This is a genomic window from Paraperibacillus esterisolvens, from assembly GCF_046237625.1.
GTDB classification, from domain to species: domain Bacteria; phylum Bacillota; class Bacilli; order Bacillales; family DSM-1321; genus Paraperibacillus; species Paraperibacillus esterisolvens.
Window position 1 is genome coordinate 3,414,524 of record NZ_CP143545.1, and the last position, 16,379, is coordinate 3,430,902.

The following is a 16,379-nucleotide window of genomic DNA, read 5'->3' on the forward strand; positions in this document are numbered from 1 at the left end:
GGGGGATCTGAGATGATAACTATTGATAATCTTTATAAGCGTTTTGATAAACTCGAAGTATTAAAGGGTGTCAGCCTTTCAATAGAAAAAGGAAAAACAGCGGTAATCATCGGTCCTTCCGGCTCCGGGAAGACTACTCTTCTCCGCTGCCTTAATCTTTTGGAGATGCCGGACCGCAGTGCGATAACGCTGGGTGACAGAAAACTGGAGATAAATGAAAACAGCCGGCTCAAACAGCGGGATGTCGTCTCGTTCCGGAAGAAAACAGGCATGGTATTTCAAGGGTATAATCTTTTCCCTCATTTGACAGCACTTGAAAATGTTATGGAGGGGCAGCTTACAGTCCTGAAACGCTCCAGGGAAGAAGCAAAGGCCAAAGCCCTTTCACTTCTTGTTAAAGTAGGACTCAATGACCGGGCGGATATGTATCCGTACCAGCTTTCAGGCGGCCAGCAGCAAAGAGTGGGAATCGCCCGGGCGATGGCAATGGACCCTGAAGTACTTCTATTCGATGAACCTACATCTGCTCTTGATCCCGAGCTTGTCGGCGAGGTCCTGAAGGTAATGAAAGACCTGGCTGCTGAAGGCATGACCATGGCTGTCGTCACTCACGAGATGAAGTTTGCAAGCGAGGCGGCAGACCAGGTAATCTTCATGGATAATGGTGCAGTTGTAGAGGCAGGAACACCTGATGAAATACTCAGAAATACGAAAAATCCAAGGACCCTGCAATTTTTAAATAAAGTGGCAGAACGCTGATCGTTCTGCCCCGCAAAAAAACTGGTTCAGCTGCTGCTTGGCCAGTTTTTTTGCGCCCCCTACCCACTGAAATAGTCCCCATCCTTATCCATCAAGGACTTGCAGTCCACCTCCACCGGTACATCCACCACAGCACAGGGAAAAATGATGGTGAAAGTGGTTCCTTTTCCAAGCTGGCTTTCCACCCTGATTTCTCCTTTCATGGCAGATATCAAGCTGTATACGACCATCATTCCAAGGCCGGTTCCTTTTCCCTCTTTGGTGGAATAGTATGGTTCCCCCAGTCTCTTCAGCTGCTCTTCTGTCATACCTGTCCCGCTGTCACTGATTTCAATGTAAATATACTCTGCCTTTACTTTTGACTCTACCTTCAGCACGCCGCCGGCAGACATGGCTTCAAGGGCATTTTTGATAATATTGAGCATGCACTGCTGAAATTTATTGCGGTCCCCTTCTATAAAGCTAAGTGAATGAATATCTGTTTTCACTACTACAGAGTTAAGGTTTGCAAGAGGTTCAAGCACGTTTAAGACATGTCCCAGCTCACTGTCGACATCCACGCTCACAACTGTCTCAATGGTCGGTTTGGCATAGGTCAGGTAATTTTTTATCACCTGTTCTGCCCGGTCCATTTCCTGAAGCGCAATTCCGAGATATTCCCCGTCCTTGCGATCAAGCTTTTTATTCTGGATAACCAGCTGCAGGAACCCCCTGGCAGCCGTAAGGGGATTTCTGATTTCATGAGAAATAGCTGCACTCATATGGCTTACCATTTCCGTTTTGATGCTTTGTTCGACTTTTTGCCGCAGCAGACTGTTCTTGCCGTTCATTTCAATCATGTAGCTGAGGATCAGGCTTCCTACTGCCGGTATGATAAAGTAGGCGAAATATTGATCAAAATTGCTGAATGGATTTACAATCTTGTCCATTCCTGCCATGATCAGCAGCGAAGAAACAGCGGAAATGCATACAATGGTCATCAGCCTTGTATCCACATTCTGCTTGTTGAACCACTTTCGCAGCGAAAAGGTGAACAGGGCGATCACAGGATAAATGAGAGAAGACAGCCAAAAGCCTTCGTTAATCCCGCCTGCTGCCCTCAAGGTCAGGCCAATGGCCAATAACAGGATTATGCCTCTCTTAAGATACAATCCCGCTATAATAAACGGCACCTGTCTCAGGTCAAATCGGAATTCATCTCCAACCTTAAAGGAAAGGAGTGAACAGATAATGAGTGAAATAATAAAATAATAGATAGAAAATACCTCTAATTTTTCATGCTTTTTATTCTCCAGCCAAATCTGAAAAAAAAAGGATAAGACTAAAAGCAAAGAAAGATTGAGAAGCAGGTTTTTTGTCGTTTCCAAGTTTCCACCGCCATTTTTTCAAGGCTGTTATTATTAGGTGATTCCATTGTTAAACAAGGCTGATTGGTGAAAACACCCTTCGTTACAATCGGGCTCCTTCTTCAACAGCTGAAATATTTCAAAAACAGCCTTCTTCCATAAAGACTAATTCTCCCTTTTCATAGAAAATCCCTTTTTAGCTTACCGAAGAATTGAAATATTGTTTTTCCGGATTACCGGTTACCCATCCGCTTTGCGGCGAATAAACTAGGCGTAGGCAAGGGATGGAGTGTGAGTGGATTGGATGCAAAGAATACCGCAGGAAATGAAAAGAGTGCAAGCCGTATTTCAGGCCTGGAAAAAGCAGTTGCAATGGGCGTCTGGGTACAAGTCATAGGCATATCATAGAAGTCACCGCTTTGACAGAGCTTGAAGCAGAGAGCAGCTCTGAAAGCACTGGAGAAAAACAAATCATCTCAGGAGTATGGTTTCAAACCATCGGCCACATTCTCGAGGCCGTTTCGGTCACTAATCAGATTGGGCTGACAGACACAGCACGCCTTCTTGAAGAACAAAAGACAGCCATTGCGGGGGATGTGCTTGTTTCGCTCGGAGCGGCCATAGAGGCGGCGGGAGGACTCAAGGTCCTTAAGGAGGAAGAACAGAGCGCTGCTCCATTAATCGTTACTTAAAAGTCTGGTATTTCCATTGTGCAGGCTGTCAAGGGATTATAATTGAGGCGGCCCGTGATAGGGTTCATTTGAAGGATAATCCGGGGAACCTGGAATGTAATACAAAAGCCAGCCTGGATAGGCCGGCTGTCTGCTTTATGCTTTCTTCTGGCTGCTGACTTCCTTCCAGAAACCATATCTTTGTGTATCCCCAAGCTGCCTTGCCCCTTCAAACAGGGTCTCTTCAAGGAGGCTGCGGTTTTTGTAAAACTGGGTTTCAGAGGATTTATAATAATAACGGACGGCCTCTGATTCTGGCAGAAACTGTTTTCCAAGCTTGAGCAGGAAGGTTACTGGAAGACCGGTAAGCGTGCCGCTTTCTTCATGGCCAGATACATTCCCGGAAACCTCCTTTCGCTGTGGAACTGCTTCGATTGTATAACCGGTTCCGAGTTCGGCTGTTTTTTTCTGCTGCTTTTTTTGCAGTCTTTTTTTCTTGGATTTAATCAGGAAACTCTTAACCTGCTTTGTATTGGTATGTAAATCATTCATGCTGCTCTAAACTCCTCTTACTATATAAATTTCGTTAACTGAATGAAAAAGACCTTAAAGACATTATATTACCATACTATCTTTACAGGAAGAAGACTTGCTGGAAAAAACATAGCAATTTAATATTTTCCAATGAAGTTCCTCCGGGAATTAATCGGGGAATGTGATTTCCGGGAAATAGATTCAGTCCCCCCTTTCCCGCAAAAAAAAGACAATGGGATGATGTCCCATTGTCTTTTTTTTATTGGATGTTCGTGATGCGGCCTTCAATGGAGGCGGTAATTTTTCCGCCTTTGAAGGTGTTTTGGATATAGGAGACGAAGGCTTCCAGGTCAACTGGTCCGTATACACGTTCTTTTCCTTTTAGAACAGTATAGTTATCTCCTCCACCTGCCATGAAATCATTCACGACTACGTTATAAACGGATGTGTCGCTGATTGGTGTACCATCGCTTTTCGTCAGCTCAACTACTCTTTCTGCCACCGGCTTCTTGAAATCTGCTGTGTACTTCAAACCGGAAATCTGCAGTGTTTTAGGACTTCCTTCAATGACCCACTGCTGCTGAAGCAGGGTCTTGATTTCAGCGCCAGTTAATTTAAGCTGCACAAGCACATTGCCAAACGGCTGGATTTTAGCCAGGTCAGCGTAAGTGATAGTTCCCTGGGGAAGATCAGCACGGATGCCCCCTGGATTCATAAATGCAAAGTCAGTGCCGGCGATGCTTGCTTTCATGGAATCGGCAATCAGGTTCCCGAGCGCTGCTTCCTGGGTATAGGCGTTGTCGCGCGTGATTTTAGTATCAGTTGTGCCAAGCGGCTGGGTCAACTCTGGAAACTGAGCCAGGTATTTGTCGATCAAGGCTTTCACATCTGAATCAGGTGCTATTTTTGATTGATCCACAGTTACGATTTCCGCACTCTTGCTGACAATGTCTTTTGTTTTAGGATCAATTTCAAGGTCAATGTCAGAGAAAGCTGTACCGTAAGAGTAGGATTGGACAACGAGCTTATTGTCCACTATATTATTCAGCTTCGCATGGTTATCTCCGGCAAAGATTACATCTACTTCATCATCCACTGCATTGGCAAGGTCAGCGACTTCTCCTGTAACGACTCCGTTTCTATCTGAGCCCGGGTCATGGGAAACGATAACAATCGCCTTGATTCCTTTTGCCTTAAGCTCATCTACCGCTTTATTGACCGCTTCGGCCTGTGGGATGAATTCGACTCCCTCGATGCCTGCGGGGCTTACCTTAGAAGGAGTTGCATTTGTGACTACACCGATAAACCCTATATCGACGCCGCCTACATTCTTGATAGTATACGGATCAAGTACCGGTTTTTTCGTATCTTTATACACTACGTTTGCTGCTACATACGGGAAGTTTAGTCCCTTGAATGTGATATCAGGATTCGTCGGGGATTTGCCGCCATTGATTTGAGCGAGCATAGTAGCGACGCCTTTATCAAATTCATGGTTACCGACTGTCCCGATATCAAAGCCCATCATGTTAAGGAACTCAAGCGTCGGCTCATCCTGAAGCTTTGAAGAGACCGGTGCGCTTGCACCCACTGCATCTCCCGCTGAAATCAGCAGGGTATTCGGATTTTGAGCTTCCCTTTGTTTCAGGTAGGCAGCCAGATAATCCGCTCTTCCCTGCTTTATACCGTTAAAATCGGAAGTAGTATCAAGCTGTCCGTGCAAATCATTGATTCCAAGAAGCTGAAGTTTTATGTTTTCCTGCTTTGGCTTTGATAGATTGATATTGAAGATGCCGAAACCTGCTGCATCCTTCGTTCCTGTATAGCTGATTTTGCTTCCTGGCACAATGTATTCTGCAGCTTTCGGAGAAGTAGTAAATGTTACATTCACATTGCCCTCGACCGGCGCGATCGACCAGTTGCCATCAGCTGACGGATTGATTTCCTTCACTTCAGAAATATAATCCATAAGGATCTGGCGGTTTTCATCCGCAGAATCAACCACATATTCGCTCCCCTTCACTCCAGGGAAGTTGCCGCCACCGCCTGCACGGTAGTTATTTGTTACAACGATGAAATCCTGCGCAGGATCTACAGGTTTGCCATTGTACATCAGATTGGTAATCCGGCTGGAATCTGAAACTTTCACACCCTTTAAGTCATAGCGTGCAGGCTTTGTCACATCCACCTGGTATGTAACTCCATCAATAATGTCGAAGTTGTATACCTGGAAAGATGGATTCAGCAGCGATTGCGTTTCAGTCTTTGCCGGGTCGATGGTGTTGAATTTACCTGCCGACATCTCCAGCCACTCTTTGACTACTGAACCTTTTACCTTGATTGCCTTTAAGGTGTTGTCATACAGATAAAGATCTCCGGCACTGCGGATTGTCAGATCTCCTGCCTTGATTTCTGTGTATTCTTCAACGCCATTGCGGCCTGCCTTAAAAGGTGCACCTACTGATAGGATCGGGAGGTTCTTATATTCAGGCTTACTGCTGTTGATATACTTTTCAACATACCATTTTTGAGCATTTGTCACGACCTGTACAGAAGGATCATCCTGTACCAGCGAGAAATAGCTGTGAATCGGAGCGGTTGTCTTGCCTATTGGTGTATTCACATATTTCACTGTTGCTTTATGGTCTGCATCAACAGCCTGGACAATTCCTGTATCCTCTTTCACTCCAGCAATGCTTCTGTTTGAGGACAGGGATGATTTCACTTCCCACTGGCCTTTCACCTTTTCAATTACCATATCGATTAAGCCAAGGTTATTGCCGCCGTAGCCTGCCTGGACTGCCGCTACGCCATTGATGGTTCCATTTGCATTGTCAACACCAGGAAGCGGTTTGCCGTCAGCGCCCTTGAACAGGACATCAAGTGCGGCATCATTTGCCGCCGGGAATACCTTGTGTGTGTGCGAGAACGTGATCGCATCGATATCTTTCACCTTACTCAGTGCATACACAACATCTTCTGTGTTATTCGTATCTCCATTGAAGCCGGTGTGGGCCATCGCGATGATGATGTCAGCGCCTTCCCTCTTCATATGAGGGATATACTTATTGGCTGAATCGATAATGCCTTTAGCGATGACTTTCCCTTCAAGGCTGGCTTTGTCCCAATCCGTGATCTGAGGGGGCACGAAACCGATATAGCCTATTTTTATGACCTTCGTTTTGCCGCTGTTGTCTGTAATTTTTTTATCTACTATTTTATAAGGATTGAATTGATTTTTATCATTGGTGGGGTCATTGTCATGATCGTCTTTATACACATTAGCGTTCACATAAGGAAAGTTTGCATCGTTTGTGGCTTCATTCAGGTAGTCCAGGCCATAATTGAACTCATGGTTTCCAAGGGTTGCAGCATCATAGCCCAGCTGATTCATAGCCTTATAGACCGGGTGGACTTCCCCTTTCTTCAGCGGCGCTATTTTTGCTTTATACGTACCGAGAGGAGTTCCCTGGATTAAGTCTCCGTTATCAACCAGCACACTGTTTTTCACTTCTTTTTTAGCTTCTTTTATAAGTGAGGCTGTACGGGAGAAACCTACTGTACTCGATAGGGAATCTTTATAGTAGTCATAGCCTAGTAAATTTGTGTGGATATCCGTGGTTTCCATGATTCTCAGATTGAATGTCTGGTCCTTCTTTTCCTTCTGCTTCCCATGGGCGAAAGCCGGAACTGAAACTTGTGTTGAAAAAATACCAGCTGCAACGGTTGCAGCAACTACTTTCTTGAACGTCTTATTTTTCATTCATCTCAACCTTTCAGTATGATAAAGAACTATATAATCTTACACCCTGTTTATTAATGCAGGGTAAACACAGTAAACAGATATTGTAAATTTAATAGACTTCTTATCCTGATGATTCTGGCAATCTGCCTATCTGGTTAGCCTGCCCTTCCATATTATATTATGAATAAGTAGTTTCTTCCTCCTTCCTAAGTCCCTTTTTAAAAACCAGAGAAAGCTGGCAATTAAGCGGGGAGTTCACCGGCCGAATATTCCAAAATCATTGATTTATATGACAATTCTCCATTTTTAAGCAGGATTTTCTCTTTTTTTATCCGCATTCTCCAGATAGGTAATTTCTACTATTTTTGGACAAGCAATATTTTCCATAAACAAACATAGGAGAAACTTCTTACTCAGCCGGCATAAGCCTTGTTAGTGTTGGCAGGCTTTGAGGTAAAGATATAAAAAACAAAGGAGCTGACAGGATTGTATATGGAATTCCGGCAGACCTCACATAGGCCATATCCCCTGCCAGGCTCTCCCTGGTTCATGAAACAGGAGTGGAAGAATCTCTTTTTCCTGCATTGGCCCCTTCCCCGCGATTTAGTCCGGTGTCAGGTGCCCGCCGGACTTGATCTCGATCTATATGATGGGGAGGCATGGGTCTCCATCACTCCCTTTCAGGTAAATGGAATGCGGATGCACGGCGTTCCTCCCCTTCCATTCCTCCATTCGTATCTGGAATTGAATGTAAGGACCTATGTCAGGCATAAAGGAGTGCCTGGTATTTACCTTTGGAGCCTGGATGCAAATCATCTTCCTTCCATTGCAGGGGCACGAGTACTTTTTTCGCTCCCTTATATGCTGTCCCGCATGGACTTTAAGGAAAATGGGGGGCTTATGCGCTATTCTGCGGAAAGGCTGCTTCCAAATAAACGCCATGAAACATTTGCAGCGGAATTCAAGCCGTTTGGGGTCATATCTGAACCCGATGAGGGAAGCCTCGATCATTGGCTTTCGGAAAGATACTGCCTGTTCACGGTCCGTAAGAGAGGAATTTACCGCGGGGATATACATCATGACAAATGGAAAATATCTCCGGCACATGCTGCGATTTCCCAAAATACTGTCGCCTCCATGTTTCCTCTATCCTTTTTTAATGAAGGGCCGCTAGTCCGGTATTCACCGCTTAGACGTGTCTTTTTTTATCCTTTTAAAAGAATGGGATAAACCATTGAACATGTATTCCCTCCGCACAGCATAAGTATGTTATAGCATCCATATAAGGAGGGACAACATGCAGATTCACGTTGTCAAAAGAAATGAAAGCCTGTCTTCCATTGCCGGCGTATACGGAATTACGGCTGAACAGATTCGTACCGCCAACGAAGTCCCTAATCCAAATGATTTAGTCGTCGGCCAGGCGCTTGTCATTCCGATCACCGGCCGCTATTATTTTGTCCAGCCGGGTGACAGCCTGTGGTCCATTTCAAGAAGGTTCAATACAACACCCGCTGAGCTGGCTTCCGTCAATGGCATATCTGTCTCCCAGTCCCTTTCCCCCGGTTTCAGGCTGTACATACCCCCAGGGCCGAAGCGGACGGCAGAGTTTAATGCATATGTAGAGCCCCGCGGCACTCCTGTTGCTGAACCGCTGGTCAATGATGCCAGGAGGAACGGTCCCTACCTGACCTATCTGGCACCTTTCAGCTATCAGGCTAAGCGGGACGGCAGCCTGCAGGCTCCGCCCTTGGATAATTTCCCTGCCATAGCCAGGGAAAATAAAAACGTGCTGATGATGGTCATTACCAATCAGGAGGAAGGCCAGTTCAATGATGAACTGGGCCGCATCCTTCTGAACGACATGGCCATTCAGGACCGCTTCCTGGACAATATTGTAGCAGAGGCAAAGCGCAGCGAATTCCGTGATATTCACTTTGACTTTGAATTTCTGCGGCCTCAAGATAGAGAGGCTTACAACCGTTTCCTCCGGAAGGCAAAAGCACGGTTTGCCAGAGAAGGGTGGCTGCTCTCCACGGCTCTTGCACCAAAAACAAGCGCCACACAGCAGGGCAGATGGTATGAAGCCCATGATTATAGGGCGCACGGTGAAATTGTCGACTTTGTCGTGATTATGACCTACGAATGGGGATATTCAGGCGGACCTGCTCAGCCGGTTTCCCCAATCCGGCCCGTCCGGAGAGTCCTTGAATATGCACTTACTGAAATTCCCGCCCAGAAGATCATGATGGGACAGAATCTATATGGATATGACTGGACCCTCCCCTTTGTACAGGGTTCCACGGCCAGGGCAGTAAGCCCCCAGGCCGCAATCCTGACAGCCTCCAGGTATAACGTGGAAATCCAATACGATACAAGGGATCAGGCGCCTTTTTATACCTATACAGACAATGATGGAAAGCAGCATGAAGTGTGGTTTGAGGACGCCCGTTCCATCCAGGCCAAATTTGATTTGGTGAAAGAGCTCAATATAAGAGGGGTGAGCTATTGGAAACTGGGTCTCTCCTTTCCCCAGAACTGGCTGCTGATTCAGGATAATTTTAATGTGAGAAAAAGATGATGGAAGTACCGGCTGTGCCTGACAGGCACAGCTTTTGTTGTTTCTTGGCAGTTTCTGCTGTCGAAAACTTATTTTCATATTTTTTGAAATTTTTAGTTTTTAATATTATACTAGTTATGAAACCGCTTACATGATTCTACATAAAACCAGCCATTTCAAAGGAGGAATTTCAAAATGTCAAATGTTACATTGGAAATTAGTGAAAAGCTGAGTTCATTTTTGCAGGGCACCAAAAAGTTTTATGTGAATGGTGAATTTGTTGAAAGTGCAGACCAAAAGACTTTCACTACTCCTAACCCGGCCACAGGCGAAGTGCTTGCCACAGTTTACGAAGGCTCTGAAGAAGATATCGACCGGGCCGTCAAGGCGGCACGCCAGGCATTCGATAACGGTCCATGGTCCAGGATGAGTGCTGCAGCCCGCAGCCGCCTGATGTATAAATTAGCGGATTTGATGGAAGAAAATAAAGAAGAACTTGCCCAGCTTGAAACACTGGATAACGGGAAGCCTATCCAGGAAACAAAAAATGCCGATGTTCCCCTGGCCATTGAGCATATGCGCTACTATGCGGGCTGGGCGACCAAGATTGTCGGCCAGACCATCCCGGTAAGCGGACCTTATTTCAACTATACAAAACATGAGGCAGTGGGTGTAGTCGGACAGATCATTCCTTGGAACTTCCCGCTGCTAATGGCCATGTGGAAACTCGGTGCCGCCCTTGCTACCGGCTGTACAGTTGTCCTGAAACCTGCCGAGCAGACTCCGCTTTCCGCCCTTTACCTGGCAGAACTGTTTGAAGAGGCAGGCTTCCCGGAAGGTGTGGTTAACATTGTACCGGGCTTCGGTGAAACGGCCGGACAGGCGCTTGTAAACCATCCGCTAGTCGATAAGATTGCCTTCACTGGATCCACTGAAGTCGGGAAAATCATCATGAAGTCGGCTGCGGGCACCCTGAAACGGGTCACCCTTGAGCTCGGGGGTAAATCGCCTAACATCATTCTGCCTGATGCAGACCTGTCAAGGGCCGTGCCGGGCGCACTGAACGGAGTAATGTTCAATCAGGGACAGGTCTGCTGTGCGGGATCGAGGGTGTTCATTCAGAAAAAGCATTACGATAATGTGGTGGCCGACATGACCCTTCATGCAAAGAAGATCAAGCAGGGCGCCGGACTTGATCCAAGCACACAGATTGGCCCGCTTGTATCGGAAGAGCAGCACAACAGAGTGCTTGGGTATATTGAAAAAGGGAGGAATGAAGGTGCAGAAGTCCTTGTCGGCGGAAGCAGGCCTTATGAGGATGGCTACTTCGTCTCCCCTACGATTTTTGCCAATGTCAACGATGATATGACGATAGCCAGGGAAGAGATTTTCGGACCTGTTATTGCGGCCATGCCATACGAAGACCTGGATGAAGTGATAACACGTGCCAATGACAGTGAATATGGACTGGCCGCAGGTTTATGGACACAGGATATCGCCAAGGCGCATTATGTGGCTGGCAGGCTCAGAGCAGGAACTGTCTGGGTAAACTGTTATAACGCCTTTGATGCTGCTTCTCCATTCGGAGGCTACAAGCAGTCCGGAATGGGGCGCGAGATGGGATCATATGCGCTCGACAATTATACGGAAGTTAAGAGTGTCTGGGTAAACCTTAAGCAATAACAGGAAGCACTTAAAAAGAGCTGCTGCCTAAACATGCATTGGTACAAAACGTAGAAGAAGCTCAGGGCCATATGGCTCTGAGCTTCTTCTGCGTTTGCATCGAGGACGATTTTAGCGGCCGTGCCTATGTGGTGTGGAGCTTATAGCTTTTATAATCCGCATAAAGCAAAATCGAGTCAAATGAAAAAACTGTTCCCTTGAGAACAGTTAAAAAAGCCATGCACAGGGAAAGGTCATTATTATTGTGTAAAAAATCTCACAAAAACTTGGCATTCACCAAGCCCTTTTGGCGAAAGCCATAGATTTGCTTATAAGGAACAAAACGGCATTTCCACAAAAAAGGCTATGCTTTTTCTTCGTACGAGGCAAGGCTGACTAAGCTTTCCTTGTGCTGTCCGTCGTGTATTAAAATATCTTCTGATGAGCTAAAGAAAGAACATTTGACTAAATGTGCTTTTTCGAATTCGTTCATATGCTACTTCACTAACCCGCCTCTTAACTGGGTAACACCTAATTCCAAATACCCTTTTAAGCAAGACAACATAAATACCCAGCCTTCTTTATTATCTAACAACTGACTAATCAATTCTTCATCATTATCTTTAAAGCCCTCTTCTATTACTTCGATAATTGTACTGGAATTGTCCAGTTCTTCCAGCAAAATGGTTACAATATTTCCTTCTCCAATTGCCCCCCATTCGTAAACAATTTTCCTATTTTTCTCGATTTCTAAAACTTTTATATCAAGCTGTGCATTGTATTCCTCATATTTAACCGTAATGATTTTACCTTGTTCCCATCTTTCAGAACTTGATGAAAACCAAAAGTTTCCGATTTTTTGGGGATCTACAAATGCTTCAAATACTTCATTAGTTGGCTTTAAGATTTTAAACTTGGTAACATTCTTCATATGTATCATTCCTCTCTTTTGTAAGAAAATTCAAGTTTAAGTTTTTTCCAAATCCTCCCTCTTATAATTAATTCAGGGAGTGAGAGTATGGAGAGAATTGGATTTAAACCGTCAATAATTATTTTGTTTATCTTCGTTGTTTTGGGTTTTTCACTATAATCTTTTGGAGTGCCATTCAGAGGATTAGAAAGCCTAGGACAGCTTTATTCTTTTCTCTTACTATTGGAATACTTATTATTAAACTATAGTAATAGAATATCTATTCTACTAATTCACAGTAAAATCCTTTATTCTAAACCATGCCATCTCTGCCGGGAAAGGGGCCAGGAGATGAATGCCCTTTCATTTAGAGAAAGTAAAATTGGATCTTGAAACGAAGAAGTTACATGGAGTAAGAGCAAGGGTCGGGCTTGTCCTAGATATTTCGGGTTCCATGAGAAAATCAGTACCGGGAAGGGACATAACAATTTGTCTATTTACTATATAACGTATAAGGGATAGGAGAATTTACCCATATCCAACCTATATAAAAACGGCTTTCTTTATAAAGCCGTTTCCTTTTTTTATTGGCTGTTTTCGTAAAGATTTTGCATCATCTTTTAGATAAAGCCTTGTTATTTAATTCTCTGCGGCAGCCCATGCCAAACATAATAGACTGCCTCGGAAACTTTGGCTGCATCCTGCTGGACCCAGCCGGCATAGTCTCTCCATTTACGATCCATGCTGTCCACCGGAACGATCCCTCTCCCCATCTCAATCATTAAAAGGAATACAGTGATTCCCCTCTCCCTTTCAAGCTTGATGAGTGATTGGTAATATTGAATGAATTCTTGGCGGATGTTTCTTTCATTGCTCAACAGCTGTTTCTTTATCCAGACTTCGAATCCTTCCACTGCCAGAGAGCCTTGGCTGCCAGGATAATTCAGGGCATCCTCCATGGACTGGCCCATATAAGCAGAAACCAAGTTAAATTCTAACCCTGTGCTTCTTAGGAATTTTCTTTTGCCTGAATAGGCACCTCCAATAACGAGCTGCACTGCCATTGCCCCCCTCTTTTCTCAAGGTTCAACTCATACCCTCCACCATAGGGAATAGGGATTTCAAAAAATTCTTTTTCCGGCACGAGGTCAGATATAATACTCCTGATGACACCGCCGTGAGTAACAATGGCTGCACAGTGCCCCGCTTCATCCTTCAGCAGATCTTTCATGAAATCATTCACCCTTGCTCGAAAGCTGACTCCTGTTTCCCCTGAAGGCGGATGGTTATTCATCCAGTCTGAAAGCCAGCTTATGTAGGAGGGATCTTCTTTCAAGTCTTCATAGGTAAGGCCGTCCCAGCTCCCAAAGTCCATTTCTCTCAATCTCTCATCTATTGTAATCGGGGATTGGGGCCATAACAGCCCGGCGGTCATCAGGCAGCGCTGCAGGCCGCTTGAGAAAATGGGTGCAGTACTCCAAAACCCGGTTTTCGGATTCAACTCTCTCCGTGCCGCCTCACATAGCGGAATATCTGTATGTCCAAGGTACCTCTTCTCCTTATTCCAGACGGTCACACCGTGGCGTATAAGAAGTATGCGGAAACTGCGGCGAGATTCCATAGCTCAGCCCCCTCAATTGAAGCACCTACCACATCTCCATTAATGCCGCCTAAGGTTCGCACTGCCCATCTGCCGTATAAATAAGTTGCCAGAAACTGCAGGGCGGTCAGCAGCAGGACTTTCCAATCCAATAATATAAACGGCAGTGTCCAAATAAGGGAAATGAGGATATCGGAAGATGCAAGGTTTTGCCTCCAGAAATAGGCCAGTCCCTCCCGCTTAAACGGTTCGAAGAAAAAAAGAAGCCAGAGAGCCTGCAGACGTGCCAAAATCGGAACAAAGGCAAGGATGATAAACAACTGCCCGGAAGGTTGTATAGTTAATGTATACAGAAGACCTGCTTTCCAGGCGAGAAGCATCAGGCAGGAAATGACACCAAAACTGCCGGTACGCGGATCCTTCAGGATTTCCCGCTTTTTTTCCATAGGCTGGTTAGATCCTGCAGCATCTGCGAGATCCATCAAACCATCCAGGTGGAGTCCGCCTGTATACAGGATAGGTACAGTCACCAGCAATAAAGTCATAATAATGGGCGGCAGCCCGCTTTGGAAAAGGGCAAGGACGCCGGCCAGCATTAATCCGAGCACCATCCCGGCAGCTCCGAAAAACCTGAGAGCCCATTTGATTGTCTTCGGGTTTATCTCACATTGCATATGTACCGGGATTCTGGTGAGGAATTGAAAAGCAAGGCCTAATCCATGCATGACAGACTTCATATCAGCACCTTCCCCTGCTTTTTCCATATAACAGGAATGCCGGCCGCGGCTTGAATCACATCATCTGCGTTCTTTATCACGAGCCGGTGAAGGGATTCCAGGTTATATATATATTTTTGTACTCCATCCGTACTGGAAGGGAGTCCTTCGTTCACATCATTTGAAACCATATATAAAGAGCATTCCTTTTTGATAGCTGTCTGCAGAAATTGACTGAGCTTTTGTTCCGCTTCTGCCAGGCTGTCACCCAGCCCATACATGATGTTTGCTGCCCACACGGTCAGGCAGTCCAGCAGGATCGTGGAGTGATTTGGAACACTGGCGAGCACGTCTGCTAAATTGTACGGCTCTTCAAAAGTCAGCCAGTCATTTCCTCTCTGCAGCTGATGCCTTTTGATGCGGTCTTCATGGGCAAAGTCACTTTTCTTTGCTGTTGCGAGATAAACAAGACGGGCGAATGGGTAAAGCTGTTTCACTCTATTATAATTCTCCATTGCGAGATGTTCAGCCAGAGAGCTTTTACCCGATCGTGCCCCTCCCGAAATAAACGTTAGCACCGCTTTCCTCCTTAATTGGAAAGAGTCATTGTTCCTGTTTTGAGCCATCCGCACAGCTCTGTTATGAACAGATCCCTTGATTCATATTGATCAGCGGCATTTTTATCAGCCCCTATGACAACCGAGCCAGAATCATGACCGGGATCCGCGGATAATCGCATCCCTGCAAGCTGCATGGCCAGATGAATCAGATCCAGATCACTCAATGGCAGATGGACAAACAGGAAAATATTGCATCCCGCATCAGATCTGGCAGTCCCAAATATGCATGGAACCCCCATCAAAACAATTTCTTTATATTCAAGACCCTCCATACTTTGACCAGCAAGAATAAAATACTCCTGAGGCTCTTCCGCTGGACACCGGCTATATCTAAGGCCTGAACACCACCCCAGGCCCTTTCCGCCACTCCCAGCCGTAAGCGTCCTGAAGGAGGAACCGAGATGGAGTGTAAAAGAGCCTTTCTCCTCCGAGACCAAAAACGGCGAAAGCGGTTTTTCCTCTGGTGCAGAAAACGGCCGGGGCATATAGACAACCTGAGTTCCGGAAAGTTCGGGATGGGGCAGAAGCTTGATCGGTGTATCATACACATCGCTGAACAATGCTTCGTCTTCCGGGTGTAAGCGGCTGCCTGTGCGTACCATGTTCCCGCTTTTCATCAAACCGTAGCCGTCTGCGAATATAGAAGCAATGTTTAGATCATGCAGAATCGCAAGCACCGTTAAATCCTTCTCATTCTGGAGAAGCCTCAGGAGATCCAGAATTTCCAGGCTGTGCTTTAGATCCAGATGGTTAGTCGGCTCATCCAGGATAATTAATTCCGGTTCCTGTGCCAGAGCTTTCGCCAGCATGACCCGCTGCTTTTCCCCCCCGCTCAATGCATGGAACGATTGCCTTCGGAACTGGTCTACATGGGTGAGCCTCATGGCTTCCTCTACTGCCTTCTTGTCTTCCTCTGTTTCTTCCTGGAAAAAACGGCTTTCCTGATAGGGATACCGTCCCAGCGCAACAATCTCTTCCACCGTAAAGTCAAGTCCGATCTGGTTTTCCTGGCTCAGGACGCTTACCTTCCTGGCCAGTTCTTTTGGACTATAATGATTCATGCTCTTGCCATCTAGATATACCTCCCCGGCTTCAGCCGGCAGGATTCCCATCAGCAGTCTTACCAGAGTCGTTTTGCCGCTGCCATTCGGCCCCAGCAAGGCATAAAAGCTGCCTCTCTTCACGTTGAAGGTGACATCGCGTACAGCCGGAGCTCTTTTTCCATATCCACCTGTAAGATTCTGGACTTGAAGCAT

Annotated in this window: 14 protein-coding genes and 1 pseudogene; 6 read left to right on the forward strand and 9 right to left on the reverse strand. The window is 45.8% G+C overall.

Going from position 1 to position 16,379, the window contains the following annotated elements:
* Positions 1-12 precede the first annotated feature (12 nt).
* Positions 13-759 (forward strand): amino acid ABC transporter ATP-binding protein, encoded by a 747-nt coding sequence (locus tag V1501_RS17250; protein ID WP_409290010.1) that lies wholly within the window; start codon positions 13-15, stop codon positions 757-759.
* 59 nt (positions 760-818) lie between these two features.
* Here V1501_RS17250 and V1501_RS17255 read toward each other — a convergent pair whose 3' ends face one another.
* Positions 819-2,126 carry an ATP-binding protein gene (locus V1501_RS17255; RefSeq protein WP_409290011.1) on the reverse strand — a complete coding sequence of 436 codons (1,308 nt, stop codon included), beginning with the start codon at positions 2,124-2,126 and terminating at the stop codon, positions 819-821.
* Between the two features lie 398 nt (positions 2,127-2,524).
* Between V1501_RS17255 and V1501_RS17260 the strand changes: the two genes are divergently transcribed.
* Positions 2,525-2,797: a hypothetical protein gene (locus V1501_RS17260; RefSeq protein WP_409290013.1), complete on the forward strand. Its 273-nt coding sequence runs from the start codon at positions 2,525-2,527 to the stop codon at positions 2,795-2,797.
* 135 nt (positions 2,798-2,932) lie between these two features.
* Here the strand turns inward: V1501_RS17260 and V1501_RS17265 are convergent, their stop codons facing one another.
* Both V1501_RS17265 and V1501_RS17270 read right to left on the reverse strand, forming a co-directional pair.
* Positions 2,933-3,328: a hypothetical protein gene (locus V1501_RS17265; protein ID WP_409290014.1), complete on the reverse strand. Its 396-nt coding sequence runs from the start codon at positions 3,326-3,328 to the stop codon at positions 2,933-2,935.
* A 241-nt stretch (positions 3,329-3,569) separates the two neighbouring features.
* A complete protein-coding gene (locus V1501_RS17270) occupies positions 3,570-7,073 on the reverse strand; it encodes a bifunctional 2',3'-cyclic-nucleotide 2'-phosphodiesterase/3'-nucleotidase (protein ID WP_409290016.1) in 3,504 nt (1,167 codons plus the stop codon).
* 474 nt (positions 7,074-7,547) lie between these two features.
* Here V1501_RS17270 and V1501_RS17275 point away from each other — a divergent pair, with 474 nt between their 5' ends.
* The 3 genes from V1501_RS17275 (at position 7,548) to V1501_RS17285 (ending at position 11,298) form a co-directional block, all read left to right on the forward strand.
* Positions 7,548-8,285: a YqjF family protein gene (locus tag V1501_RS17275; RefSeq protein ID WP_409293434.1), complete on the forward strand. Its 738-nt coding sequence runs from the start codon at positions 7,548-7,550 to the stop codon at positions 8,283-8,285.
* Positions 8,286-8,352: 67 nt separating this feature from the next.
* On the forward strand, positions 8,353-9,636 hold the full coding sequence (locus V1501_RS17280) for a glycosyl hydrolase family 18 protein (RefSeq protein WP_409290018.1): 1,284 nt from the start codon (positions 8,353-8,355) through the stop codon (positions 9,634-9,636).
* 174 nt (positions 9,637-9,810) lie between these two features.
* Positions 9,811-11,298 carry an aldehyde dehydrogenase family protein gene (locus V1501_RS17285; protein ID WP_409290020.1) on the forward strand — a complete coding sequence of 496 codons (1,488 nt, stop codon included), beginning with the start codon at positions 9,811-9,813 and terminating at the stop codon, positions 11,296-11,298.
* Between the two features lie 475 nt (positions 11,299-11,773).
* Here V1501_RS17285 and V1501_RS17290 read toward each other — a convergent pair whose 3' ends face one another.
* Entirely contained in the window at positions 11,774-12,208 is a 435-nt protein-coding gene (locus tag V1501_RS17290) for an SRPBCC family protein (RefSeq protein ID WP_409290022.1), read from the reverse strand.
* Positions 12,209-12,542: 334 nt separating this feature from the next.
* On the opposite strand from V1501_RS17290, the pseudogene V1501_RS17295 reads away from it, so the two are divergent.
* A pseudogene (locus V1501_RS17295) lies at positions 12,543-12,647 on the forward strand (hypothetical protein); the annotation flags it as partial.
* A 175-nt stretch (positions 12,648-12,822) separates the two neighbouring features.
* On the opposite strand, the gene V1501_RS17300 reads toward V1501_RS17295, so the two are convergent.
* Genes V1501_RS17300 through V1501_RS17320 form a run of 5 tightly spaced genes read right to left on the reverse strand, consistent with a single transcriptional unit; the run spans position 12,823 to position 16,379 of the window.
* On the reverse strand, positions 12,823-13,245 hold the full coding sequence (locus V1501_RS17300; RefSeq protein WP_409290023.1) for a bifunctional adenosylcobinamide kinase/adenosylcobinamide-phosphate guanylyltransferase: 423 nt from the start codon (positions 13,243-13,245) through the stop codon (positions 12,823-12,825).
* Positions 13,197-13,808, reverse strand: a complete 612-nt coding sequence (locus V1501_RS17305; RefSeq protein ID WP_409290025.1) for a histidine phosphatase family protein — start codon at positions 13,806-13,808, stop codon at positions 13,197-13,199. Before V1501_RS17305 ends, V1501_RS17300 begins: the two co-directional genes overlap by 49 nt.
* The gene (cobS, locus tag V1501_RS17310; protein ID WP_409290027.1) at positions 13,760-14,524 is read right to left on the reverse strand and encodes an adenosylcobinamide-GDP ribazoletransferase; all 765 of its coding nucleotides are present in this window, start codon (positions 14,522-14,524) and stop codon (positions 13,760-13,762) included. The genes V1501_RS17305 and cobS overlap by 49 nt, the downstream gene beginning before the upstream one ends.
* Complete coding sequence (locus V1501_RS17315; RefSeq protein WP_409290029.1) at positions 14,521-15,081, reverse strand: bifunctional adenosylcobinamide kinase/adenosylcobinamide-phosphate guanylyltransferase; 561 nt, start codon at positions 15,079-15,081, stop codon at positions 14,521-14,523. Before V1501_RS17315 ends, cobS begins: the two co-directional genes overlap by 4 nt.
* A gap of 11 nt (positions 15,082-15,092) precedes the next feature.
* Entirely contained in the window at positions 15,093-16,379 is a 1,287-nt protein-coding gene (locus V1501_RS17320; RefSeq protein WP_409290031.1) for an ABC transporter ATP-binding protein, read from the reverse strand.

Bases quoted from the DNA above. Each gene is read 5' to 3' on its own strand.
- V1501_RS17250 (WP_409290010.1), top strand. From the start codon at position 13: ATGATAACTATTGATAATCTTTATAAGCGTTTTGATAAACTCGAAGTA.
- V1501_RS17265 (WP_409290014.1), bottom strand. From the start codon at position 3,328: ATGAATGATTTACATACCAATACAAAGCAGGTTAAGAGTTTCCTGATT.
- V1501_RS17270 (WP_409290016.1), bottom strand. From the start codon at position 7,073: ATGAAAAATAAGACGTTCAAGAAAGTAGTTGCTGCAACCGTTGCAGCT.
- V1501_RS17275 (WP_409293434.1), top strand. From the start codon at position 7,548: ATGGAATTCCGGCAGACCTCACATAGGCCATATCCCCTGCCAGGCTCT.
- V1501_RS17280 (WP_409290018.1), top strand. From the start codon at position 8,353: ATGCAGATTCACGTTGTCAAAAGAAATGAAAGCCTGTCTTCCATTGCC.
- V1501_RS17285 (WP_409290020.1), top strand. From the start codon at position 9,811: ATGTCAAATGTTACATTGGAAATTAGTGAAAAGCTGAGTTCATTTTTG.
- V1501_RS17290 (WP_409290022.1), bottom strand. From the start codon at position 12,208: ATGAAGAATGTTACCAAGTTTAAAATCTTAAAGCCAACTAATGAAGTA.
- V1501_RS17305 (WP_409290025.1), bottom strand. From the start codon at position 13,808: ATGGAATCTCGCCGCAGTTTCCGCATACTTCTTATACGCCACGGTGTG.
- cobS (WP_409290027.1), bottom strand. From the start codon at position 14,524: ATGAAGTCTGTCATGCATGGATTAGGCCTTGCTTTTCAATTCCTCACC.
- V1501_RS17320 (WP_409290031.1), bottom strand. From the start codon at position 16,379: ATGCTTCAAGTCCAGAATCTTACAGGTGGATATGGAAAAAGAGCTCCG.